Origin of the sequence: Sphaerisporangium sp. TRM90804, from assembly GCF_029846175.1 — a bacterium.
Classification (GTDB): domain Bacteria; phylum Actinomycetota; class Actinomycetes; order Streptosporangiales; family Streptosporangiaceae; genus Sphaerisporangium.
Genome location: NZ_JARWAC010000007.1, coordinates 25,487 through 49,042 on the forward strand (window position 1 = coordinate 25,487; position 23,556 = coordinate 49,042).

The 23,556-nt window shown below is 72.5% G+C and carries 19 protein-coding genes; 12 read left to right on the forward strand and 7 right to left on the reverse strand.

What is annotated here, in order from left to right; all coding sequences use genetic code 11:
* Positions 1 to 52: 52 nt before the first annotated feature.
* Together PYR91_RS07615 and PYR91_RS07620 are read right to left on the reverse strand one after the other, a co-directional pair.
* Positions 53 to 736 carry an SDR family NAD(P)-dependent oxidoreductase gene (locus PYR91_RS07615; protein ID WP_279778514.1) on the reverse strand — a complete coding sequence of 228 codons (684 nt, stop codon included), beginning with the start codon at positions 734 to 736 and terminating at the stop codon, positions 53 to 55.
* 21 nt (positions 737 to 757) lie between these two features.
* Entirely contained in the window at positions 758 to 2,473 is a 1,716-nt protein-coding gene (locus tag PYR91_RS07620) for a dihydroxy-acid dehydratase (RefSeq protein WP_279778515.1), read from the reverse strand.
* A gap of 254 nt (positions 2,474 to 2,727) precedes the next feature.
* Here PYR91_RS07620 and PYR91_RS07625 point away from each other — a divergent pair, with 254 nt between their 5' ends.
* Complete coding sequence (locus PYR91_RS07625) at positions 2,728 to 3,741, forward strand: alcohol dehydrogenase catalytic domain-containing protein (RefSeq protein ID WP_279778516.1); 1,014 nt, start codon at positions 2,728 to 2,730, stop codon at positions 3,739 to 3,741.
* A 147-nt stretch (positions 3,742 to 3,888) separates the two neighbouring features.
* Positions 3,889 to 4,446, forward strand: coding sequence for a hypothetical protein (locus PYR91_RS07630; protein WP_279778518.1), 558 nt, complete (start codon positions 3,889 to 3,891; stop codon positions 4,444 to 4,446).
* A gap of 78 nt (positions 4,447 to 4,524) precedes the next feature.
* Here the strand turns inward: PYR91_RS07630 and PYR91_RS07635 are convergent, their stop codons facing one another.
* Positions 4,525 to 5,754, reverse strand: coding sequence for an ROK family protein (locus tag PYR91_RS07635; RefSeq protein ID WP_279778519.1), 1,230 nt, complete (start codon positions 5,752 to 5,754; stop codon positions 4,525 to 4,527).
* Between the two features lie 450 nt (positions 5,755 to 6,204).
* Here PYR91_RS07635 and PYR91_RS07640 point away from each other — a divergent pair, with 450 nt between their 5' ends.
* The 3 genes from PYR91_RS07640 to PYR91_RS07650 all read left to right on the forward strand — a co-directional run bounded on the left by PYR91_RS07640 (position 6,205) and on the right by PYR91_RS07650 (position 11,730).
* A complete protein-coding gene (locus PYR91_RS07640) occupies positions 6,205 to 9,024 on the forward strand; it encodes a carbohydrate-binding protein (RefSeq protein ID WP_279778520.1) in 2,820 nt (939 codons plus the stop codon).
* Between the two features lie 112 nt (positions 9,025 to 9,136).
* Entirely contained in the window at positions 9,137 to 10,840 is a 1,704-nt protein-coding gene (locus PYR91_RS07645) for a ThuA domain-containing protein (protein ID WP_279778521.1), read from the forward strand.
* A 206-nt stretch (positions 10,841 to 11,046) separates the two neighbouring features.
* On the forward strand, positions 11,047 to 11,730 hold the full coding sequence (locus tag PYR91_RS07650; protein ID WP_279778522.1) for a hypothetical protein: 684 nt from the start codon (positions 11,047 to 11,049) through the stop codon (positions 11,728 to 11,730).
* Positions 11,731 to 11,777: 47 nt separating this feature from the next.
* Here PYR91_RS07650 and PYR91_RS07655 read toward each other — a convergent pair whose 3' ends face one another.
* The gene (locus PYR91_RS07655) at positions 11,778 to 12,968 is read right to left on the reverse strand and encodes an FAD-dependent monooxygenase (RefSeq protein WP_279778523.1); all 1,191 of its coding nucleotides are present in this window, start codon (positions 12,966 to 12,968) and stop codon (positions 11,778 to 11,780) included.
* Positions 12,969 to 13,060: 92 nt separating this feature from the next.
* Between PYR91_RS07655 and PYR91_RS07660 the strand changes: the two genes are divergently transcribed.
* From PYR91_RS07660 to PYR91_RS07685, 6 genes are all read left to right on the forward strand, one after another.
* The gene (locus tag PYR91_RS07660) at positions 13,061 to 13,774 is read left to right on the forward strand and encodes a TetR/AcrR family transcriptional regulator (RefSeq protein WP_279778524.1); all 714 of its coding nucleotides are present in this window, start codon (positions 13,061 to 13,063) and stop codon (positions 13,772 to 13,774) included.
* A 69-nt stretch (positions 13,775 to 13,843) separates the two neighbouring features.
* Positions 13,844 to 14,545: a DUF433 domain-containing protein gene (locus PYR91_RS07665; protein ID WP_279778525.1), complete on the forward strand. Its 702-nt coding sequence runs from the start codon at positions 13,844 to 13,846 to the stop codon at positions 14,543 to 14,545.
* Positions 14,520 to 14,936, forward strand: a complete 417-nt coding sequence (locus PYR91_RS07670; protein ID WP_279778527.1) for a hypothetical protein — start codon at positions 14,520 to 14,522, stop codon at positions 14,934 to 14,936. Before PYR91_RS07665 ends, PYR91_RS07670 begins: the two co-directional genes overlap by 26 nt.
* Before the next feature lie 207 nt (positions 14,937 to 15,143).
* Entirely contained in the window at positions 15,144 to 16,358 is a 1,215-nt protein-coding gene (locus PYR91_RS07675; protein ID WP_279778529.1) for a pyroglutamyl peptidase, read from the forward strand.
* 183 nt (positions 16,359 to 16,541) lie between these two features.
* Positions 16,542 to 18,212, forward strand: a complete 1,671-nt coding sequence (locus tag PYR91_RS07680) for a sulfatase-like hydrolase/transferase (protein ID WP_279778531.1) — start codon at positions 16,542 to 16,544, stop codon at positions 18,210 to 18,212.
* 57 nt (positions 18,213 to 18,269) lie between these two features.
* Entirely contained in the window at positions 18,270 to 19,019 is a 750-nt protein-coding gene (locus PYR91_RS07685; RefSeq protein ID WP_279778533.1) for an N-acetyltransferase, read from the forward strand.
* A 152-nt stretch (positions 19,020 to 19,171) separates the two neighbouring features.
* On the opposite strand, the gene PYR91_RS07690 is transcribed toward PYR91_RS07685, so the two are convergent.
* Positions 19,172 to 19,846: an AIM24 family protein gene (locus PYR91_RS07690; protein WP_279778534.1), complete on the reverse strand. Its 675-nt coding sequence runs from the start codon at positions 19,844 to 19,846 to the stop codon at positions 19,172 to 19,174.
* 343 nt (positions 19,847 to 20,189) lie between these two features.
* On the opposite strand from PYR91_RS07690, the gene PYR91_RS07695 reads away from it, so the two are divergent.
* Positions 20,190 to 21,200, forward strand: a complete 1,011-nt coding sequence (locus PYR91_RS07695; RefSeq protein ID WP_279778536.1) for a phosphotransferase — start codon at positions 20,190 to 20,192, stop codon at positions 21,198 to 21,200.
* Positions 21,201 to 21,369: 169 nt separating this feature from the next.
* Here PYR91_RS07695 and PYR91_RS07700 read toward each other — a convergent pair whose 3' ends face one another.
* Entirely contained in the window at positions 21,370 to 22,422 is a 1,053-nt protein-coding gene (locus PYR91_RS07700) for a hypothetical protein (RefSeq protein WP_279778538.1), read from the reverse strand.
* On the reverse strand, positions 22,422 to 23,459 hold the full coding sequence (locus tag PYR91_RS07705) for a hypothetical protein (RefSeq protein ID WP_279778540.1): 1,038 nt from the start codon (positions 23,457 to 23,459) through the stop codon (positions 22,422 to 22,424). The genes PYR91_RS07700 and PYR91_RS07705 overlap by 1 nt, the downstream gene beginning before the upstream one ends.
* Between the last annotated feature and the right edge of the window lie 97 nt (positions 23,460 to 23,556).

Consider the following 23,556-nt stretch of genomic DNA (forward strand, 5'->3'; position numbering starts at 1 on the left):
GCGGCGGCACGCCGGCCGCTCCTCACCGGGCCGCGGCTTCGCCCGGGACGCGTCAGTAGGTCGCCCGCCCGCCGCTGATGTCGTAGACGGCGCCGGTGGAGAAGCTGACCCGGTCGGAGGCCAGCCAGGCGATCAGCTCGGCGACCTCCTCCGGCTGTCCGACGCGGCGCATCGGGATGAGGCCCGTGATGTGCGCCAGCGCTTCGGGGCTGGTCGCGGCGTTCATCGGGGTCTCGATCACGGCCGGGGCGATGGCGTTGACCAGCACCCCGCTGGTGGCCAGCTCCTTGCCGAGGGACTTGGTCAGGCCGATGACGGCGGCCTTGGAGGCGGAGTAGGGCGCCATGTTCGGGTTGCCGTCCTTGCCGGCCATGCTGGCGAGGTTGACGACGCGGCCCCAGCCGCGCTCGCGCATGCCGGGGACGAACGCGCGGCAGGTGTGGAAGGTGCCGTGCACGTTCACCTCGAAGGTCCGCCGCCAGCCGTCCGGCGCGACCTCCCAGAGCGGGGCGTTGGGGCCGACGATCCCGGCGGAGTTGACCAGGATGTCGACCGGGCCGACGCGCTCCGCGGCGGCGGTCACGGCGTCGGCGTCGGCGACGTCCACGACCAGGTCGGCCCCTGGGGCGACGTCCAGGGTGATCACCCTGACGCCGTCGGCTGCCAGGCGGACGGCGGCGGCCCTGCCCAGGCCGCTGACGCCTCCGGTGATGACGGCGGTGCGGGAGGAGGTCACGATGCCCTTTCCGTGCCCGGGTCAGTGGGATTCACGCGGCACCTCGTCGCCGCTGGAGCCCGCGAGGAAGTCCAGATCGGCCCCGGTGTTCGCCTGGCCGACCGTGTCGACGTACAGGCGCTCCCACCCGCGCGACGGCCGGGCGAAGGCCTCGGTCATCGCCGGGGACGGCAGGCGCGCGGCCAGCTCGCCGGCGGGGACGTCGACGTCGAGCCGCCGGTTCTCCACGTCGAGGACGATCATGTCGCCGGTGCGGACCAGGGCGAGCGGCCCGCCGGCTGCGGCCTCGGGCGCGACGTGCAGCACGACGGTGCCGTAGGCGGTGCCGCTCATCCGGCCGTCGCAGATGCGCACCATGTCGCGGACGCCCTGGGCGAGCAGCCGGGGCGGCAGCGGCAGGTTGGCGACCTCGGGCATGCCGGGGTAGCCCTTGGGCCCGCAGCCGCGCAGGATCAGCACCGAGTCGGCGGTGACGTCCAGGGCGGGATCGTCCAGGCGGGCGTGCAGGTCTTCGACGGAGTCGAAGACGACGGCGGGCCCGCGGTGCCTGAGCAGGTGCGGCGAGGCGGCGGCGGGCTTGATCACGGCGCCGCCGGGGGCGAGGTTGCCGTACAGCACCGCGATCCCGGCGTCCTCCCGAAGCGGCTTCTCGCGGGGGCGGATGACCTCGCGGTCGTAGGTCTTGGCGTCGTCCAGGCCGTCGACCAGGGGGCGGCCGGTGACGGTGATGGCGTCCGGGTCGAGCAGGTCGCGCACCTCGCGCAGCACCGCGTGCAGGCCGCCGGCCCGGTACAGGTCGTCCATGAGGAACCGGCCGGCGGGCTGCAGGTCGACCAGCAGCGGCACGCCGGAGCCGGTGCGGTCGAAGTCGTCCAGGGTCAGCTCCACGCCCAGCCGCCCGGCGATGGCCAGCAGGTGGACGACCGCGTTGGTGGAGCCGCCGATGGCGGCGAGCGCGACGACGGCGTTGAGGAACGAGCCGCGGGACAGGACGGTGCTGGGGCGCCGCCCGACGGCGATCATCTCGACGGCGAGCCGGCCGGTCTCGTGGGCGCCCTCCAGCAGGCGGCTGTCGGGGGCCGGGGTGCCGGCCAGGCCGGGCATGGTCATGCCGAGCACCTCGGCCAGCAGGCCCATGGTGGAGGCGGTGCCCATCGTGTTGCAGTGGCCCTTGCTGCGGATCATCGAGGACTCCGAGCGCAGGAACTCCGCCGCGCTGAGCGTGCCGGCGCGCACCTCCTCGCTCAGCTTCCACACGTCGGTGCCGCAGCCGAGCGGCACGCCGCGGAAGGTGCCGGTGAGCATGGGCCCGCCGGGGACGACGACGGCGGGCATGTCGACGGAGGCGGCGGCCATGAGCAGGGCGGGGATGGTCTTGTCGCAGCCGCCGAGCAGCACCACGCCGTCGATCGGGTTGGCGCGCAGCATCTCCTCGGTGGCCATCGCGGCCATGTTGCGCCACAGCATCGCCGTGGGCCGGACCTGGGTCTCGCCGAGCGAGACCACCGGCAGGTTCAGCGGGACGCCGCCCGCCTCCCAGATGCCCTGTTTGACGCTCTCGGCGACCTCGTCCAGGTGGGCGTTGCAGGGGGTCAGGTCGGAGGCGGTGTTGGCGATCGCGATGTGCGGCCGGCCGTCGAAGGCGCCAGACGGCAGCCCGCGCCGCATCCACGCCCGGTGGATGTAGGCGTTGCGATCGGCGCCGGCGTACCACTGAGCGCTACGGCTCGTCCCCATGGAGCGACTCTTTCCCATCAGTGAACGTGGACTGCAAGCCGTGGAACTCCCGGCGAGACCACTCATACCTCACTTTTCACCGAACCTCCAGGTGAGGGAGGTTCTCGTTCGCCGCGGCGGTGGTCTAACGTTCGCACCATGCCTCGGTCGACGCCTCGCGCGCTGGGTTCGCCTCCCCGGGCCCGGCCCGCCGCCGGCCCGCTCGGCCCGCGACCCGGCGGGGGCGCCGTCCGGCACGCCTTCGAGACGCGGTAGTGCGCGCGCTCGTCGTGACCGGCCCGGGCGAGGCCGGGGTGCGGGAGGTCGAGCCGCCCGTCCCCGCTCCCGGGGAGGTCGTCGTGGACGTGGAGCGGGTCGGCGTGTGCGGCACCGACGTGGAGCTGTTCACCGGCGAGATGAGCTACCTGCGCACCGGCCGCTCCCGGTACCCGCTGCGTCCCGGCCACGAGTGGTGCGGCACGGTCGCGGAGCTGGGCGAGGGCGTCGATCCCTCGTGGGCGGGGCGGCGCGTCACGGGCGACACCATGCTCGGCTGCGGGCGTTGCGACCGCTGCCGCGCCGGCCGCCACCACGTGTGCGCCGACGTGGCCGAGATCGGCATCAGCCGCGGCCGTCCCGGGGCGCTGGCCGAACGGCTCGCCGTGCCGGCCACGGCCCTGCACGCGCTGCCCGGCGCGGTCGACGCCACGCTCGGCGCGCTGGCCGAGCCGGGCGGCAACGCCCTGCGGGCCGTACACGCGGCCGGGCTGGAGCCGGGCGGACGGCTGCTGGTGCTGGGCACCGGCACCATCGGACTGCTGACGGCGCTGTTCGCGAGGGCGGGCGGGGCCGAGGTCCACCTGATGGGCCGCGACGACGCCACCCTGCGCCTGGCCGGGCGCCTCGGTTTCGGCGACGCATGGACGCGGCCGTCGCTGCCCGCGCTGCCATGGCACGCCGTCGTGGACGCCTCCAACGCGGCCGAGTTGCCCGCGCTCGCCCTCGACCTCGTCGAGCCCGCCGGGCGCGTGGTCTACATCGGCCTGGCCGGCGCGCCGAGCACCCTCGACACCCGCGAGCTGGCGCTCAAGGACGTCACCGCCGTCGGCGTCCTCGGCGGTTCGGCCGGCCTGGCCGGGGCCGTCGCCGCCTATGCCGGCGGCTCGGTCGACGCCCGCCCGCTCGTGGCCGCCACGGTCGGCCTGGCCGAGACCGCCGACGTCCTGGCGGGACGCCGGCCGCGCGGCGCCGGGCCGGGCCCGAAGATCCACATCGACCCGCGCCGATAAGGCCGGGGCATCGGCGCGCCGGCCGACGCCACCTCGCTCTCATATAACCGATTGCCGGGATAAGCGGTGAGAAGTGGGTAAATTCCGGCCAGACCTGAATCGCGGACAAATGACGTAGTGGAAAAATTACCAGTCGGGGGGGATTTCATGCGCGGGCGATTCCTGCCACTCATCGTCGCGACCTCGGTGTCGCTCGTCTTCTACGCGGCGGCGGCCACGCCGGCGATGTCGGAAAGCCGGTCCGACGGCGACGGGCGGCAGGTGGAGGACGCCACACACGGCTCCACCGGCGTTTCCTTCCGCATACTCCCCGCGCCCGGCGGCGGCTCTGAACCGGCGGGAAAAGAGCCCGCGGGACAGGCTGAAGCCGGCGGCGCGCACGGCTTGGACATGGAAATCGCGTGGGACGCCCGCACCACCGTCGAAAGCGGCCGCGGGGTATTCGTCCCGGATCACGAGAATGGAGCTGCCGGCTCCGGAACAGAGGGGGTGCGGCCGGAGTCGGGAAAGGCGCCCGCCGAGGGCACGGGCCGGGAGAGCACACTCGACCGGCCGGGGCCGCCCGCGTCCGGCCGGCTGCCCTTCACCGGGGCCGAAGCGCGGGCTCTCCTGGCCGGGGCGGCGGGCGGGCTCTCGGCCGTGATCCTCGGCGCCCTGCTCATACGGCTGTCCGCCCGGCGCGGGACGCGGCCCGCGTCACGCTGACGAACACCGGCGCCCCGCCCGCCTCGAACAATCCCGTGGACGGGATTCTCGTGGTGGCCCGCGCGGCGGGACGAGCGGTCAGACGGAGTAGACGTGGTCGCTGATGAGGCGGGCGGCGCCCACGACGCCGGCGGTGTCGTCGAGTTCGGAGAGCACGATGGGCAGGTTGCCGGTGGCCAGCGGCAGCGACCGGCGGTAGACGACGCTCCTGATCTCCGCGAGCAGTACGTGGCCCAGCCGGGCGACCCCGCCCGCGATGATCACCAGCCCGGGGTTGAAGAAGCTGACCAGCCCCGCCAGCACCTGGCCGACGCGGCGCCCGCCGTCCCTGATGAGCTGGATCGCCGCGGAGTCGCCCTGGGCGGCGGCCGCGGCGACGTCCTCGGCCGACAGCGTGCCGGCGACCGCCAGCCGTTCCGCCAGGTACGGCGAGGCGCCCGAGCGCGCCACGGCCTGCGCCTGGCGGGCCAGGGCCGCGCCGCTGAAATAGGCCTCCAGGCAGCCGGTGTTGCCGCACCCGCACAGCGAACCGAGCCGGTCGACGCGGATGTGCCCGATGTCTCCCGCGCTGCCCGACACGCCACGGTAGATCTTGCCGTCGACCACGATGCCGCAGCCGATGCCCGTGCCGATCTTTATGAGCAGGAAGTCGTCCACCTGGCGGGCCAGCCCGGCGTGCAGCTCCCCGAGCGCCATGATGTTGACGTCGTTGTCGAGCATGGCCGGGCAGTCGAGCTCCCGGCTGATCGTCTCGCGCATGGGGTACCGGTCCCAGCCCGGCATGATCGGCGGCACCACCGGCACCCCCTCGGCGAAGCTCACCGGCCCGGGCACGCCGATCCCGGCGCCGTGCAGCTGCGTGAACAACCCCTGCCGGCGCAGCTTCGCGGCCAGGACGAGCACGCGGCCGAGCACGTGCGCCGGGCCGGACCTGATGTCGCACGGCTCGCTGACGTGGCCGAGCACGCGCAGCTCGCCGTCGGTGACCGCTACGTCGACCGAGGTCGCCCCGATGTCGATGCCGGCGAATCGGGTGTCGCGCGAGACCCGCACCATGCCCGAGCGGCGGCCGCCCCGGGAGGCCGCGAGACCGTCGGACTCGGCCAGCCCCAGCCCGACGAGCCGGTTGAGTGCGGCGTTGAGCCTCGAACGCGACATCGGCCGCGGATCGACGGACACGGCGCCCGACGGCGCCGGGAGGGCGGGCGCCGCGGTGAGGTCGGCCAGCTCGGCCCGCGAGCGGGGCCCGTCGCGCATCAGGCGGAGCAGCGCGGCCTGATGCGAGTCCTCCGGCCGATTGGTCTGCACCTAGCACTCCTCGAGTCAGCGCTTGCTCGGTGTAGGCGTCCGGGCGGAACGTACCGCGCGCTCCCGCCGTTCCGGGCTCCGCGCCCCATCTCAGGCGAACGTTCCAGCGGTCCGCCGCTTCTCCGCGCGGCGGGAGTTTCGACCATCGACGCCGGACTTTCGACTAAGGACGACGAAAGCCATCGCAGCCTGACCGTAACATCTAGACAGTCTTTACGTAACATTCTAGGCTCACACCAGAACCTGCCAGGCTGTCAGCGAAAGTTCAGGAGGTGGGCCCACTGGGTGGATGACAACCTCTGACCCGCACCTGTTGACTGATTCACCTACAGCGGTACACAGTTTGTCCGAGTGACGACACCGGTGGGATTTCCGCACCCCGCCGCGTCGTTGGCGTGATCGGCGCACGCCTGTCTTGACTTGTACGACAGGAAGCGAGATCGACCGATCATGTTTCGAAAACTTGCCTTGTGCGTCGCCGTGCTCGCGACCGCTTTCAGTCTCGCCCCCCCGGCACAGGCCGTGCCGAAAGCCGCGGCGCTCGCGGCGCCCGGCTACACCCAGGTGACACTGGCCAAGGGCGTGGCGGAGACCGGTGAGCCGATGGGCCTGACCGTCCTGCCGAACCGGGGAGTCCTGCACACCTCACGCGACGGCGTGATCCGCTACACCGACGTGCTCGGCAACACCAAGGTGGCGCTCACCATCCCGGTGTACACCAGCGACGAAGAGGGCCTGCAGAGCATCAAGGCTGACCCGAACTTCGCGTCGAACCGGTGGGTGTACGTCTACTACGCCCCGCCGCTGTCGACCCCGGGCGGCGGCGCGCCGGCCACCGGGACGCCGGCCCAGTTCGCCCCGTTCAACGGCGTGAACCGGCTGGCCCGGTACACGGTCAACGCCGACCACACCCTCAACGCGGCCTCCCAGGTCACCATCCTGGACGTCCCCACCAGCCGCGGCATGTGCTGCCACGTCGGCGGCGACATCGACTTCGACGCGGCCGGCAACCTGTACCTGTCGACCGGCGACGACACGAACCCGTTCGACTCCGGCGGCTACACGCCGATCGACGAGCGGACCGACCGCAACCCGGCCTTCGACGCGCAGCGCACCTCCGGCAACACCAACGACCTGCGCGGCAAGGTGCTGCGGATCAAGCCGAGCGCGGCGGGCGGCTACACGATCCCGTCGGGCAACATGTTCCCGGCCGGCACGGCGAACACCCGGCCCGAGATCTACGCGATGGGGTTCCGCAACCCGTTCCGCATGAGCGTGGACAAGGCCACCGGCGCCGTCTACCTCGGTGACTACGGGCCCGACTCCGGCACCGCCAGCCCCACCCGCGGCCCGGCCGCGTCGGTCTCGTTCGAGCGCATCACCCAGCCCGGCTTCTACGGCTGGCCGTACTGCTCGCAGTTCAACGTGCCCTACGTCGACTTCACCTTCCCCTCCGGGCCCTCGGGCTCCGCGTTCAACTGCACCGGCGGCCCGGTGAACAACTCGCGCAACAACACCGGCCTCACGCAGCTGCCGCCCTCGCGCGCGGCCTGGCTGCCGTACGGGGCCGGCCAGGACCGGTCGGAGCTGTGCTGCGGCAGCCTGTCGCCGATGGGCGGCGTGGTCTACAACTACGACGCCGCGCTCGCCTCGGACGTGAAGTTCCCGGCGTCGATGAGCGGCAGGGTGTTCCTCGGCGAGTTCGGCCGGCGCTGGATCAAGACGGCCACCGTGGCCTCCGGCGGTGGGGTGGGCACGATCGAAGCCTTCCCGGCCTACACCGGCACCCAGGTCATGGACATGGAGTTCGGGCCGGACGGCGCGCTGTACGTGCTCGACTACGGCACCGGCTGGTTCGGCGGCGACGCCAACTCGGCCGTGTACAGGATCGAGTACAACACGGGCACGGGCCGGGCCCCGATCCCGGTGATCAACGCCACCCCGAGGGCAGGCAACGCGCCGCTCGCCGTGCAGTTCAGCTCGGCCGGGACCAACGACCCGGACGGCGACCCGATCACGTACGCGTGGGACTTCACCTCCAACGGCAGCACCGACTCGACCGCGGCCAACCCGTCGTTCACCTACACGGCCAACGGCACGTACACGGCGACGCTGACGGTGAGCGACAACACCGGTCGCAGCGCCACGGCGAGCATCAGCGTCAGCGTGGGGCAACCGACGGTCACCCTCAACCTGCCGCTCAACGGGCGGGTGTTCAGCTTCGGCGACGCGATCCCGTTCCAGATCAGCGTCACCGACCCGAACGCCTCGACGATCGACTGCAGCAGAGTGAAGATCACCTACATCCTCGGCCACGACAGCCACGGCCACGCGCTGTCCAGCGCGACCGGCTGCTCGGGCACCATCCAGACCACCGTGGACGGTGAGCACGACGCCAACGCGAACATCTTCGGCGTCTTCGACGCCGAGTACACCCCGGTCGGGTCGAGCACGGCCGTCCACGCGCCGCAGGCCGTCCTGCAGCCGCGGATCCGCCAGGCCGAGCACTACAGCGCACAGCAGGGGGTGACGGTCGTCGCCAAGCCGTCGGCCAACGGCGGCAACGCGGTCGGGTACATCGAGAACGGGGACTGGATCTCGTTCACGCCGTACAACCTGAGCGGGGTCACCTCGTTCAGCGCGCGGGTCGCGTCGGGCGGCGCCGGCGGCACGCTGACGTTGCGGGCCGGTTCCGCGACCGGGACGGTGATCGGCTCGGCCACGGTCGCGCCGACCGGCGGCTGGGAGACCTGGGCCAACGTCACCGGCACCGTGACGCCGCCGTCCGGGACGACGAACCTGTTCCTGGTGTTCACCGGCGGCACGGGTTCGCTGTTCGACATCGACGCCTTCACGCTGACCAGCGGCGGGCCGCCGGCCTCGACGAACCTGGCGCTGAACAAGACGGCGACGGCGTCCAGCGTGGAGTCCGCCGCCTTCCCGGCCTCGGCCGCGGTGGACTCCTCGGCGACGACCCGGTGGGCCAGCGCGTTCACCGACCCGCAGTGGATCCAGGTCGACCTGGGCGCCACCTACACGATCAACCGGGTGCGCCTGGTCTGGGAGGCGGCCTACGGGTCGGCGTACCAGATCCAGACCTCGCCCAACGGGAGCACCTGGACGACGGCCCGCTCCGTCACCGGCGGCAACGGCGGTGAGGACGACAACACCGGCCTGAACGCCTCCACCAGATACGTACGCATCTACGGCACCACCCGGGCCACGGCGTGGGGCTACTCACTGTTCACCTTCGAGGTCTACGGAAGCTGACCACCCCGGCGGACTCGAAGCACCGCGAGATCGGGCGCCCGTGCCACACGGGCGCCCCTCCCCCCTCGCCGTGCCGCCCGAGTCGCCGGTGCCCACCACGACCGGAGGATCCATGCGCAGACTCTTCACAGGCATGGGCGCCGCCATCGCCCTCATCGCCTGCTCGCTCTTCCCGACGCCGGCCGAAGCCGCCGACGCGCCCTACGACGTCCTCGTGTTCTCCAAGACCGCCGGGTTCCGGCACGACTCCATCCCGACCGGCATCCAGGCCATCCGCGACCTGGGCGCGGCCAACAGCTTCACCGTCACCGCGACCGAGGACGCGAACGCGTTCACCACGGCCAACCTCGCGCAGTACGAGACGGTCGTCTTCCTCAGCACCACCGGCGACGTGCTCAACGCGACCCAGCAGACGGCGTTCGAGTCCTACATCCGCGGTGGCGGCGGCTACGTGGGCGTCCACGCCGCCGCCGACACAGAGTACGACTGGCCGTTCTACGGCCAGGTCGCCGGAGCGTACTTCGCCAGTCACCCGGCGATCCAGCAGGTGAACTCCAGGACCGAGAACCGGGCCCACCCCGCGACGGCGCACCTGCCGCAGACCTGGACCCGCACCGACGAGCTGTACAACTACCGGACGAACCCGCGCACCTCGGCCCGGGTGCTCGCGACGCTCGACGAGTCCTCCTACTCCGGCGGCTCGATGGGCGCCGACCACCCGATCACCTGGTGCAAGACCATCGACGCCGGGCGCTCGTTCTACACCGGCTTCGGCCACACCCAGTCGTCCTTCGCGGAGGCCGGCTTCCGCGCCCAGCTGCTGGGCGGCCTGCGGTACACGTCGAAGCGGGCCGACGCCGACTGCCGGCCGGAGACCGGGTACACCACGCTCTACAACGGCTCCACGGCCGGCTGGGCGCAGGCCGGGCCGGGCAGCTTCACCAACTCCGACGCCACGCTGTCGTCCGTCGGCGGCATGGGCCTGTTCTGGCACAACGCCAAGCAGTTCACCTCCTACTCGCTGAAGGCCGACTGGAGGCTCACCGGCGACAGCAACTCCGGCATCTTCGTCGGCTTCCCCAACCCGGGCAACGACCCGGCGGTCGCGGTGAACCAGGGGTACGAGATCCAGATCGACGCCACGGACGCGGCCGACCGCACCACGGGCGCGATCTACACGTTCAAGTCGGCGGACATCGCCGCGCGTGACGCCGCGCTCAACCCGCCCGGGGAGTGGAACACCTACGAGATCCTCGTCGAGGGCCAGCGCCTCCGGGTGTACCTCAACGGCACGCTGATCAACGACTTCACCAACACCGACCCGAACCGCAACCTCGACGGGTACATCGGCATCCAGAACCACGGGAGCGGCGACCAGGCGGCGTTCCGCAACATCCGGATCAAGGAGGGCGGCTCGCAGCCGCCGCTGTCCAACATCGCGCTGAACAAGCCGGCGACGGCGTCCAGCGTGGAGTCCGGCGCCTTCCCGGCCTCGGCCGCGGTGGACTCCTCGGCGACGACCCGGTGGTCGAGCGCCTTCTCCGACCCGCAGTGGATCCAGGTCGACCTGGGCGCCACCTACACGATCAACCGGGTGCGCCTGGTCTGGGAGGCGGCCTACGGGTCGGCGTACCAGATCCAGACCTCGCCCAACGGGAGCACCTGGACGACGGCCCGCTCCGTCACCGGCGGCAACGGCGGTGAGGACGACAACACCGGCCTGAACGCCTCCACCCGGTATGTGCGCATCTACGGCACCACCCGGGGCACGCCGTGGGGCTACTCACTGTTCACCTTCGAGGTCTACGGAAGCTGACCACCCCGGCGGGCCGGGGGCCTCGTGCCCCCGGCCCGCCGTCGGCGCCGGGCTCGGGTGGGCGCGGTCGCCGACGCCCCGGATCGACGACACGACATTCCTCTGTCGCGGCGCGGTAAGCGTCACAAACCTGGACGAATACCGTCGAAGTGGATATCTTCAACGCCGTAGTAGATCACGGGGGCAGAGGGCGAGAGGAGCACTCGATGGCCCGCAGGACGGCGAGCCTCCCGGCGGCACGTCCTCGGCCGGACGCCTCCAAACCCAAAGCGACGCGCTACGTCGTCGCGGTGCTGGCCGGCGCCCTCGTCGCGGGACCGGTCGGGTACCTCGTCGGCCGCCCCGACGCCGACCAGGCCGCCATCGCCGAGATGCAGGAGGCGGACGCCAAACGGGACGTCCAGCAGATCGGCGAGCTGACCACCTTGGTTCGCAAGAACGCGACCGACCTGAACGCCGTTCTGAGCGGTCTCGCCGACGCGTTCCCGAAGGACCAGCCGGCGGACGCCGGCCCGGTCGCACCGGCGCGGATCGGCGAGTGGCAGAAGGCCATGGAAAGGGTCGCGGAAAGTCATTCGAACTCGCCGTCGGGGATGACCGCCACCAACGTGGCGCGCGGCGGCTTCCGGAGCGCGGTGAGCGCCCTGGCCGTAGCCGTCGACACCTATGCAGCCGCCGCCGAGAGCCCCGCCGGCTCTCGGAAGACCCTTCTCGGGCTCGCCGAACGGCAGCGTTCGACCGCTGTGGCCATGTGGGCCGTGGCGGCGACCCAGCTGGACCAGATCAACATCCACGCCGGCAACGGCCACCAGCATGTCTATCTGACGGGCGAAGCCGGCGAGGGCGCCATCACCGCCGACGAGGTACCCGAGGGCCACCCCACCCACTGACCCACCCTCATGTCAGACGGCGGGCATCCCCTTCGTGACGGCGCGGATCAGCGCGAGGCGTACTCGGGCAGGTCGGAGTCGGTCGCGAGCGACCTGGTGCCGCTGACCAGCAGTCGCTGGAACAGGCGGGTGCCGAACAGGGTGTTGCGCGACCGAAGGCCGAGGGCGGTGGCGGGGGCGAGGAACCTGCCGGGGTTGGCGCCGCGCTGCCAGCGGGCGGCGTAGGGGCGCATGCGGTTCTCGTAGGCGGCGAAGCCGGCGTCGTGGTCGCCGCCGGCGGCGGCGAGTTCGCCGGCCAGCACGTAGGCGCCGACGACGCCCGTGCCCACGCCCATCCCGCCGAGCATCGTCCCCCAGGCGGCGTCGCCGAGCAGCGCGACGCGGCCGGACGACCAGGCGGGGACGCGGACCCGGCTGATCGCGTCGAAGTACAGCTCGGGGGCGTCGCGCAGACCGGCGAGCAGATGCGGCACGTGCCAGCGGAGGCCGGTGAACGCGGCGGCGATGAGCCCCTTCTGCCGTTCGAGGTCGTCCCAGCCGTAGTCGAGCCGCGGCGAGGCGAACACCGCGAAGACGTCCGCCCACTCGGGGTCGCGCCCGTCCGCGGAGACGCCGATCATCCGCCCGGGCACGTTGTACTGCCGGGGCGTGGCGTCCACCCCCAGCGAGTTGGGCAGCCGCCAGCCGGCCACGTAGTAGCCGAGGTGGCGCACGTAACGCTCCTCGGGCCCGAAGGCGATGCGCCGCACCCCGGAGTGCAGCCCGTCGGCGCCGATCAGCAGGTCGAACGTGCGCGGGCCGTGGCGGCCGAACTCCACCCGGATCCCGTCGGCGGCCTCCTCCGCACCGGTGATCACGTCGCCGAACAGGTACTCCGCGCGCTCCGCGCCACGCTCGTAGAGCACCCGGGACAGGTCGCGGCGGAGGACCTCGACGTCCCCTCCGGCGAACTCGGCGGGCAGCTCGAAGATCTGACGGCCGTGCTCGTCCACGCAGCGCATGGCGCCGCCGTCGGTCCGCAGCGCGCGCAGGTCGTCGAGGACGCCCATCTTCGCCAGCACATCCAGGTGCGTGGGGCCGCGGAAGTCGACCGCGAACCCGGAGGCGCGCAGCCGCGGCGCCATCTCGACGACGGTGGCGCCGGCCCCGTACCGGGACAGCCAGTACGCCAGGGCGGGCCCCGCCACCCCGGCGCCGGAGACCAGGACCCGCAGGCCGCGTAGCGCGGAAGTGATCACAGCGCCCTCTCTCGTTTCTCGGAACCAAAACTGTGTCCAACGGACACAGTGTACGATAGACGCAGTTCTAGCTCGTGTGCAAGGGAGTCCCGATGGCGGCCGAGACGACGGCGATCACGCTGTTGTGGGGCCATCGGCCGGCCCCGAAGCGCGGCCCGAAGCCGACGCTGACCCTGGACACGATCGCGGCCGCCGGCATCGAGCTCGCCGACGCCGACGGGCTGGCGGCCGTGACGATGCAACGCGTGGCCGAGCGGCTCGGCGTCACGAAGATGGCCCTGTACCGCTACGTGCCCGGCAAGGTGGAACTGGTCGCCCTGATGACCGATCTCGCCATGGGCGAGCCGCCACCGCCGGCCGAGGCCACCGGCTGGCGTCCGAGGCTCGACACCTGGGCACGGCGACTGCTCGACCGGTTCCGTGCACACCCGTGGGCGCTGGAGGCGACCGTCGGCCCGCGCGCGATCGGCCCCAACGAGTTCGGCTGGATGGAACAGGCCACCGCCGCACTGACCGGCACCGGCCTGACCGGCTCGCAGATCCTCGACGTGGCCGCCACCCTCACCGGCCACGTACGAATGATCGCCCAGCAGACCGCCGCGACCCCCACCGGCGCCCCCGAACAGGCGATGAGCGAAGCCATCGGCGCCCTGCTATTCAGCCACCAGGCCCGTTTCCCCACCCTGTCCGCGGCCATGTCCGACCCCTCCGGCCGAGACCAGGCCCTCGACTTCGGCCTCCGCTGCATCCTCGACGGCGTAGAACCACTACTCGCCCCAACACCCGCGCTGACAGAGGGAATCTGAGGCTCCAAGCCACCGTGTGCCCGCAGTCGGCCAGCTTCGTCTGAGACGATGACAGCTCAGGGGGTGACCATGGCCATCGATCGGTTCACGACACCGCTGTACGGCATAGCCGAAGCGGCCGGATACCTCGCCGTGCCCTCCTCGACGTTCACCACATGGGCCTTCGGCTATCAGCGCCGCCAACGTGATGGACGCACCATCCACGGTGAACCGGTGATCACCGCCGCACGACCCGGTCGGCCTAACGAGGCCGCGGTGCCGTTCATCGGGCTGGCCGAAGGGTACGCACTCGCGGCATTCCGGCAAGCAGGGGTACCGCTCCAACGCATCAGACCAGCGATCGACGCCCTCCAACGCGAGCTCGGCCTCGCACACGCCCTCGCCAGCAGGCGCCTGTTCACCGACGGCGCGGAGGTCTTGTACGACTATGCCGAGCACGCCGGCGACGACTCCACCCGCGAACTCGTGGTCGTCCGCAACAACCAGCGAGTGTTCTCCGAGATCGTCGCCGACTACCTTCGCAGGGTCGACTTCGCCCCCGACGGATACGCCCAGGTCATCACCCTTCCCCAATACCGGGCCGCCACCGTGACGGTCGACGCCGCCCACGCCTTCGGCCGCCCCCGCTTCGCCGACGGCGGCGCCAAGCTCGAAGACGTCATCGACTTGTTCCAAGCCGGCGAACCCGTAGACGTGGTAGCCGGAGAGTTCGGACTCAGCAGGGAAGCGGTCGAGGACGTCCTCCGTGTCGCCACCCGAACAGCCGCGTAAGTTCTTCGTCGACCGCAGCCTGGGCCGCATAGCCGTCCCCGCACTGCTCCGCGCCGCCGGATGGGTCCTGATCACCCTGGCCGAACACTACGGTATCCCCGCCGACGAGCGGATCGACGACACCCGCTGGATCGAGGACACCGCCAAACAGGGCTGGGTCGTGCTGATGAAGGATAAACGCATTCGCTACCGGCGAGCCGAGATCCAGGCCATCATCGAACATCAGGCCCGCTGCTTCGTCATCACCCGCGGTGACCTGACCTCCGCCGCCTACGCCGACCGCTTCATCGCGAACAGACAAGCCATCTTCGCGGCCTCCAGCACAGAGGGCCCCTACATCCACACCGTCCACGCCGACCGACTGGAGCGTCTGTACCCACCACGCGCATGAAGCAGCCCCAGTGCATCCTGAGCAGCGGCGCCGCTGCGGCCGGGAGGTGGGGATTCATCTGGTGTGTCTACTACGCGTGCTTTCTGAGGTCAGTCTCTATTGTCATGATCCGTTGGGGGATGGAGACTTGGGGCTTGACCGTTGCCGCCGACAGAGGGAAATCGTGTGCGTGGGCTGCGTGTAGGGCTGGTCGTATCCGTCGTTTCGATGTTCGTGGGTGCTGGGGCCGCGGTGCCCGCGGTCGCGGGGGTCGCGGGGTGTGTGGACACGTCGGTGGGGCTCACCGTCGAGGAGCAGCGGCTCGCGCGGGACGTGCCGCAGGAGATCCTGCGGCGGGCCGGGTTCGACTCGGTGGCCTCCGGTTTCTTGCGCGACCTGTGCCGGGCGCACTCGTACCGCGGTGCGGAGCGGGTGGTCGCGGAGCATGGGCAGCGGCTGTGGCGGCGGGCGGTGGACCGGGCGCAGGGGCGTGGGGCTCCGGGCGGGGACCTGAGCCGGGACGACGATCGGCCGCTGTACTGGGCGCGGCTGGGGATGACCGGGGCGCTGCGGCAGTGGCGGCCCGGGTTCGAGCTCTCCGACGCCGCGCGTGAGAAGCTGCTCGACGGGCTGGAGCGCGCCTCGCGCGGTCAGGACACCATCCGCCTGCAGGGCGACGGCAAGCGGGTGAAGCGGGTGCTGGTCACCGGCTTCGACCCGTTCACGCTCGACCGGGACATCCGGATAAGCAACCCGTCCGGGGCGACCGCGCTGGCGCTCGACGGCACGACCGTTCGGACGGACGCGGGGCTGGTCAAGATCGAGACCGCCGTGTTCCCGGTCCGCTGGGGCGACTTCGCGGACGGCATGGTGGAACGGGCGCTGCGCCCGCACCTGCCGCGGGCCGACCTGTTCACGACGGTCAGCCAGGGGCGGGTCGGCCGGATCGACATCGAGCGGTACAACGGGGCCTGGCGAGGCGGCTTCCCGGACAACGAGAACCTGTCGTCGACCGGGCTGATCCCGGTGTCCGACCCCGGCAGCCAGCCTCAGTGGACGGTCACCACGCTCCCGTACCAGGACATCGTGGCCGCCCCGACGGGCCGTTTCCCGGTGTACGACAACACCCAGGTGACCGAGATCCCGGCGGGCGCGACCGATCCCGTGGTGCGGCCGGACGGCCCCACCGAGGGCTCCGCCGCGCGCAGCGGCGGCGGCGGCGACTACCTGTCCAACGAGATCGCGTACCGCGCGACGCTGCTGCGCGACCGGCTCGACCTGGACATCCCCGGCGGCCATGTCCACACCCCGGTCCTGCAGTTCGGCGCCTCCAACACCGACCCGGCGACGGGCACGGTCACCGATCCCGAGTTCGTAAGGAACCGGGTGGACATCATCGACCAGGTCCGCTCGATCGTCCTCGTGGCGGCCGAGGCTTCCTGAGCGCGTCCGCCGGTCCGGGCTCCCCGGACCGGCGGCCCGTGGTGAGCCGGGGGCTCGGCCGGACGCCGAGATCAGGGCCGGCCTGCGACGCGCGGATCATGCATCGGGGCGTCGGAGGGAAGTCGTCGTCCGTTAACCGTTGATCGCTACACTCCGCCCGACGTCCTCATCGAAGCGGAGCCCATGGACCTCGACTCTCCCTCCCGCCGTGCCCTCCTCGCCGCCGGCGGCGGGCTTCTCACCTCGGCGGTCCTCGGCGGCTCCGGGCGGGCGGAGGCGGGCGGGGCCACCGGCCGGCCGAACTTCGTGATCGTCCTGGCGGACGACCTCGGCTGGGGCGAGGTGGGCTGTTACGGGCAGAAGCTGATCGCGACGCCGAACGTCGACCGGCTGGCCGCGCAGGGCATGCGGTTCACCAGCGCCTACGCCGGCGGCCCGCTGTGCGCGCCGTCGCGGGCGTCCCTGCTCACCGGGCTGCACGCGGGGCACTCCAGCGTGCGCGAGAACCCGGAGGGCGGGCCGCAGCGCTCCCTGAGCGCGCGCGACGTCACCTTCGGCTCGCTGCTGAGGCTCGCCGGGTACCGCACGGCGCTCTTCGGCAAGTGGGGGTTCGGGCCGGAGGCGCCGTTCCAGCCGTCGCACCCGAACGCCCGGGGGTTCGACGAGTTCCTCGGGTACATCACCCACAAGCACGCGCACCAGTACTGGCCGGCGTACCTGTGGCACAACCAGACCACTGTGGCGCTGAACCGCGCCCACTACGCGCCCGACCTCTTCCTGGATCACGCGAAGCGGTTCATCAGGGACAGCGCCGGCAGCGGCCGGCCGTTCCTGCTCTACCTGCCCACCACGCTGCCGCACTCGCCGAGCGACGTCCCCGGGCACGCGGGCCGCTACGCGAACAAGCCGTGGAGCCGGGCCAACCGCGGGCATGCCGCCCAGGTCACCCGGCTCGACCACCATGTCGGTCAGATCGTGCGCACGCTGCGCGAGGCCGGGGTCGCCGACTCCACGGTGCTGCTGTTCACCGGGGACAACGGCCCGCATCGGGAGAAGGGCGTCACCCCGCGGCTGTTCGACTCCAACGGCCCGTACCGCGCCGACAAGCGGGACGTGTACGAGGGCGGCATCAGGGTCCCGATGGTCGCCTGGTCGCCGTCCCTGATCGGGCCGGGCCAGGTGCTCGACGACCCGGTGACGTTCTGGGACCTGCTGCCGACGCTCGCCGACCTGGCCGGGGTGCCCGTCCCCGACCACCTCGACGGACGGTCGATGCGCGGCCTGCTGGACGGGTCGGGCGGCTACGAGGGCCACGAGTACCTGCTGTGGAACCGCCCGAGGAAGGTGCAGGCCATCCGGCAGGGCGACTGGAAGGCGGTGCGCTTCGCGCCGGGGATCGCCGGAGCCGGGCCGCGGGGGCGGTTCGAGCTCTACGACCTGGGCGAGGACGAAGGCGAGTCCACCGACCTCGCGGCGGCGCGCCCGGAGGTCGCGGCCCGCCTGGACGCCCTGATCGACGCCTCCATCGGCCCCAACCCGACCCTGCCGTACGGCATGCTCGTCTCGGGCGAGCCGGACGCGTCCGCGGGGAGGCAGCACCGGGTCGTGGTCACCCTACACAACGGCTCGGCGGTGTCCTGGGACGACCTGCGCGTCGACCTGGAGACCCCCGCGGGCCGGCGGGTGAGCGGCGGTCGCCACCCTTCCGCCCTCCCCCCGGCCACCTCCGTGAAGGTGGTGTTCACCGTCACCCCGGCCGAAGCCGGCACCGCGGCCAAGCCCCTGACGTCCACGGCCCGCTTCACCGCGGACGGCAGGAAGGTGCGTTTCCGGGCCCGGCAGGCCGGCCTCTGATCCGCCGACGGCGCTGGTCCCTTGGCGGCGGAGCGGCGGCGTTGGGAGAATTCAGCCATGGACCTCCACATCACGACACTGGCCGAGCGCCCCGAACTCGCGCCCGAGCTGTGGCGGATGCCCGACACCTGGCCCGTCTTCATGAAGGAGGACCCGGCCGCCGACCTCTACTACCCGGTGGCGGCGACCCGGTACGCCGAGTACACGCTGGTCGCCACCGACCCGGCCGACCCCGGTGTCCTGGTGGCACGTGCCTTCTCCGTGCCCTTCGTGCTCGGCGGTGACGAACTGCCCGACGACGGCTGGGACGGCGTGCTGTGGCGGGCGACCGTCGCGCGGCGATCGCCCGTGCGACGGTCGCCCGACGCGATCTCGGCGCTGGAGATCACGATCAGGTCCGACCTGCTGGGCAAGGGCCTGTCGGCCGTCATGCTGCGCGCCCTGCGCGCCCGGGCCGCCCGGCTGGGCTTCCGCGAGCTGCTCGCCCCCGTCCGTCCCAGCGGCAAGCACCTGCGGCCCCGCGACACGATGGCCGGCTACGCGGCGCTGCGCCGGGACGACGGCCTGCCGGTCGACCCGTGGCTGCGCGTGCACGCGCGCGCCGGCGGGGTGATCGAGAAGGTCGCGCCGCGATCGATGGTCGTGGCCGGCACCCTCGCCGAGTGGCGGCGATGGACCGGCCTGCCCTTCGACACGACGGGGGACGTGGAGGTCCCGGGCGCGCTGGTGCCCGTCCACTGCGACGCCGAGCACGACCACGCGGTCTACGTCGAGCCCAACGTCTGGGTGCGTCACCCCGTGGGCTGACGCCGGACTCCGCGCGCCGGCTTCGGGTGCCGGGCGACGGCGACTCGGCGCGCCGGGCTCCAGGTGCCGGGCTCCGGGCCGCGTAGGGCACGCGCCGGGCCGCGTCCAGGGAGGCGGGGGGTGCGCACCGGTTTCGCGGCGCCGGAGGGGCTTCAGTTGCCGTGGCTGTGGGGGGGCACGGTGGGGCCCTCGCTGGCCTGTACCAGGACGAAGCCTCGGCCGCTGAACGCCAGTTGCACGGCTTCGCCGCTGCCCCGGCCGATCAGGGCTCCCAGCTTGGCGGTGCGGTTGACGCCCACCTGGAGCGCGGCGTCCCAGCAGACCGCCGCCTGGGCGTCCGCGAACGTCGGGGCGCTGGCGGTGTCCAGCACGACGGGCGTGCCGTGCGCGGTGATCGCGACCCAGCCGGTGCCGCGGATGGTGGTGTTGAACAGGCCGCCGGTCGCCATGCCCGCGCCCTGCACGCGCTGGATGTCCCAGGTGAGCTGGGGGTCGAAGGCCAGCAGGTTGGCCCCGTTGACCGTGAGGGCCTCGTTCTCCAGGTAGAAGAGATGGACGTCGTCGGCCTCGTGCGCCAGGAACAGGGCGCCCTCGCCCCGTACGCGCATCAGCGGCGCGCCCTCGCCGGTCACCATCTTCTTGAGCAGCCGCCCGACGCCGCCCGAGCCCTCGTAGTCGAACTCCATCTTGCCCTGGAAGGCCACCATGGAGCCCTGCCTGGCGAGCACCTCACCCCGCAGGTGGACCCGCAGCATCTTGGAGTTCTGCATGACGAAGTGCCCGGGCAGCTGACCGGAGTCGAGGTTGGCGAAGAAGGAACTGCGCATGGGACGGCCTCTCGACGGTGAAAGAACGGACAACCAGCGTGACGAACGAGGACGGCCGCGAGGTTCCGCGTCACCGACCGGCGGTCGCGCGCCGGTGGTCAGACCGTACTGGGCCCGGTGGGCGCGCTCGGTGATTTTCCCCGTTTCGGGGGATCTGCCCGGGGGCGTTCAATGAGGGAAGCCCATGCCCACCCCCTGGGACGGCCGCCCGTCGAGGATGTCGAGGCCGTCGAGCCACTCCGCGGGAGCCCACGCATCCCGCTGGGGGACGGCCGCCCCGGAGCACCGGCCTGGCCGGTAAACCAGATGCCCGGCGGGCCGGCGCCCCGCTACCGTCGCCCGCATGAGAGATCGGCCCGACGACCTGCGGGAGCCCGAACTCCGCCGCGCCCTGCACGCGTGGCTGATCGACGCCGTCGAGGTGGCGCACGCCCCGGTGGGGTTCGGCGACCACCACTGGACCGCCACCGGCGCCGACGGCCGGCGCTGGTTCCTCACCGCCGCCGACCTCACCGGCAAGCCCCGGCACGGAGCCGACGCCGACGCCGCCTGCCAGGGCCTGCGCGGTGCCATGGACACCGCCGCCGCCCTGCGGCACGGCGGCCTGGACTTCGTCATCGCTCCCCTGACCACCCCCCGGGGCGAGACCGTACGCAGGGTCGGCGCCCGCTACGCCCTCAGCGTCTTCCCCTTCGTCGACGGCGCCCCCGGAGAGTTCGGCCGGAAACCCTCGCCGGGCGAACGCGGCCGGATGCTGGATCTCCTGGCCCGGCTCCACCGCACCGCGCCCCCGGAGTCCACCCCCGCCCACCGGCCCGAACTCCCCACGCGCCCCCACCTCGACCACATGCTGACCGCCACCGGCCGGCCCTGGGAGGGCGGCCCCTACGCCGAGCCCGCCCGCGCCCTGGTGGCCGAGCACGCCGCCGCGCTGCGCCTGCGGCTGCGCCGGTTCGACGACCACATCCGGCATCTCGAAGCCGGCGGATCCCGTCCCGTCGTCACCCACGGCGAACCCCACCCCGGCAACGTGGTCCGATCCGCCGGCCGCCCCCTGCTGGTCGACTGGGACACCGTCGCCCTGGCACCTCCCGAGCGCGACCTGTGGCTGGTGGCCGAGGACGCCGCCGACCTGGCCCGCTACGCCGACGCCACCGGCCACGCCCCCGACCCTGTCGTCCTCGCGCTCTACCGCCTGCGCTGGGCCCTGGACGACGTGGCGGCCTTCGTCGACTACTTCCGCTCCCCGCACGCCCACACCCCCGACGCCGAGCTCTCCTGGGAGAGCCTCGCCGCCACCCTGCGATGGCTGGCCGCGGACCACGCCGGTGACGAGACGGCGGCGCCGGCGTGAGCCGCCGGTCTCCTACCGCAGCCGCTGACGTCTCTCATGGACAAGAAGGACGCCACCGGCACCCGTCCTGATCCGCTTCCCGCGCGAGCGACCGCAGAGCCCCGCCACGCCCACGTGGCGGGGCTCTCGGGTCGCGTCGGCCGGTCCGGGTCGCCGGCCGATCGCGGGGTCAGCGGATCGCGAGCGGGCGGTAGGGCAGGAAGCCGGTCGCGGGGGACAGGCCGTGCGAGACGCGCAGGCGGTCGGTTCCGTAGCCGCGACGCTGCTGGTAGGCCCAGTACGAGGTGCGCTTCGCGTCGGCCCAGCGGTCGAAGATGACCACCTGCCGCCCGGAGGCCGGGCCGGTGGCCCTGATGACCAGGTCACCGGCCCGCAGCGCCGCGACCGTGATGGGCCTGGTGTGACGGGCCGAGACCAGGCCGCGCGAGTCGGGGCCCGGGCCGCCGAGCCGCAGCGCCATCGCGGCGTAACCCGAGCCGTCGGTCCGGTAACCGCCGTGCCTGCCGGTCTGGCTGTACGGCACGCGCTTGGCGCCGCCCGGGTTCCACGTGCGGGCGCGGGCGATCACCTCGGCCGGCGTCAGGCCGGCGACCGGCCACAGCGCGTCGACGATCAGCCGGCCGTCGCCGGCCTGCGGCTGGTACCGCTCGGGGTACTTCGAGACCTGCACCCGCTGGCAGACCTCCCCCACCGGCGCCGACCGCCACGAGCCGTCCGGGTACCTGCGCTCCATCTTGTCGAGGAAGGCGCCGGTCGCCCAGGCCACGTCCAGCCGCCGGGCGGCGGTGCCCCAGCTCGCGCGCTGCTGGAACACGCCCAGGCTGTCGTGGTCGAGCTCCTTGTCGATGTTCCGCACGCCGGTCTCGACGATGGCCGTGGTCACGGCGACCACCGCGGCCTCCCGTGGCATCGCGCGGGCGCGGACGGCCGCGACCACCGCCCGGGCGCAGCTGACGCGGTAGCCGTCCAGGTAGCCGCGCAGCTTCATCGTGAGCCGGGTGTCGAGCCGGGCCGCCAGGCCGGCGTCGCCCGCGGTCACCCCGCCGGCCGCGCAGGGCGCGGTCGAGACGGCGGCCCGCGCGGGCGAGCCGGGAGCGGTCACCACCATCGCGGCCGCGAGCAGGAGCACCGCCCCGGTCGCGGCGGGCCGGGCCGCCGCGTCCCGGAGTGGCCTGCCGGGCCGGGGCGCCGCGGCGGCGTCCGGGCGTGGTCGGGTGCGCACTAGCGGATCCTGCTGGGACGGTAGGCACGGAACTGGGTGCCCGTGGTGAGCCCGTGCTTGACCACGCGGTAGTCGGTGCCGTAGCCGGCGCGCTGCTGGTAGGCCCAGTAGGAGGTGCGGGCGGTGTCGGCCCACTTGTCGAAGATGACGACGGCGCGCGCGGTGTTGCCGCCCACCGGGTCGATCACCAGGTCGCCCTGGAGCAGCTCGGCCATCTTGATCGGACGGCCGTGCGCGCTGGACGCCAGGGCGGTGGTGAGCGGCCCGGGCTTGGCCAGGCCCAGCGTCATGGAGACGTAACCCGACCCGTCGGCCCGGTAGCCGCCGTACTTCTTCGCCTGGCTGTAGGGGACCCGCTTCGCGGTGCCCGGGTTCCACGTCTTGGCCCGGGCGATCACCTGGGCGCGGGTGACCGTCGGCGGCGGCACCGGCGCGTCCTCACGGATGTTCAGCGCCCGGTACGCCTTGTACTCGCTGCCCGACGACAGGCCGTAGGTGCGCGTCCGGTAGTCGGTGCCGTAGCCGCCGCGCTGCTCGTAGGCGTAGTAGGAGCTGTGCGCGGAGTTGGCCCACTTGTCGAAGATGACGACATGGCGGGTGGTGTTGGAGCCGATCGCGTCGATCACCAGGTCGCCCCTGCGCAGCTCCGACATCTGGATGCGCCGGGTGTAGGTGCTCTTGGCGAGCCCGACGGTGATCGGGCCCGGCTTGCCCAGGCCCAGGGCCATGGAGACGTAGCCGGAGCAGTCGGTGCGGTAGCCGCCGTGCGTCTTGGTCTGGCTGTAGGGGATCCGCTTGGCGGTCCCTGGGTTCCACGTCTTCGCCTTCGCGATCATCTGCGAGCGGGTGATCGGCGCGGCCGCCGCGGCCTGCGGAACCGCCGAGTGACCGGCGGTCGCCACCGCCGCCGCCGGGGGGCCGGCGTCGGGGGACGCCGCGTGGGCGGACACCGCGGGCACGAGGCCGCCCACGCAGGTGACCACGGTGACGAGCGCGAGGTGTCCCGCCGTGATCCTGATGCTTCGGTCCGAGGGCATGTGCTCTCCTTGTCCTGCCGTTGATCGTTCGGTTTGGCCGGCCGGGCACACACGCTGACAGGAAATTTCCGAAACTCATCGTGCTATTGGTGAAGTT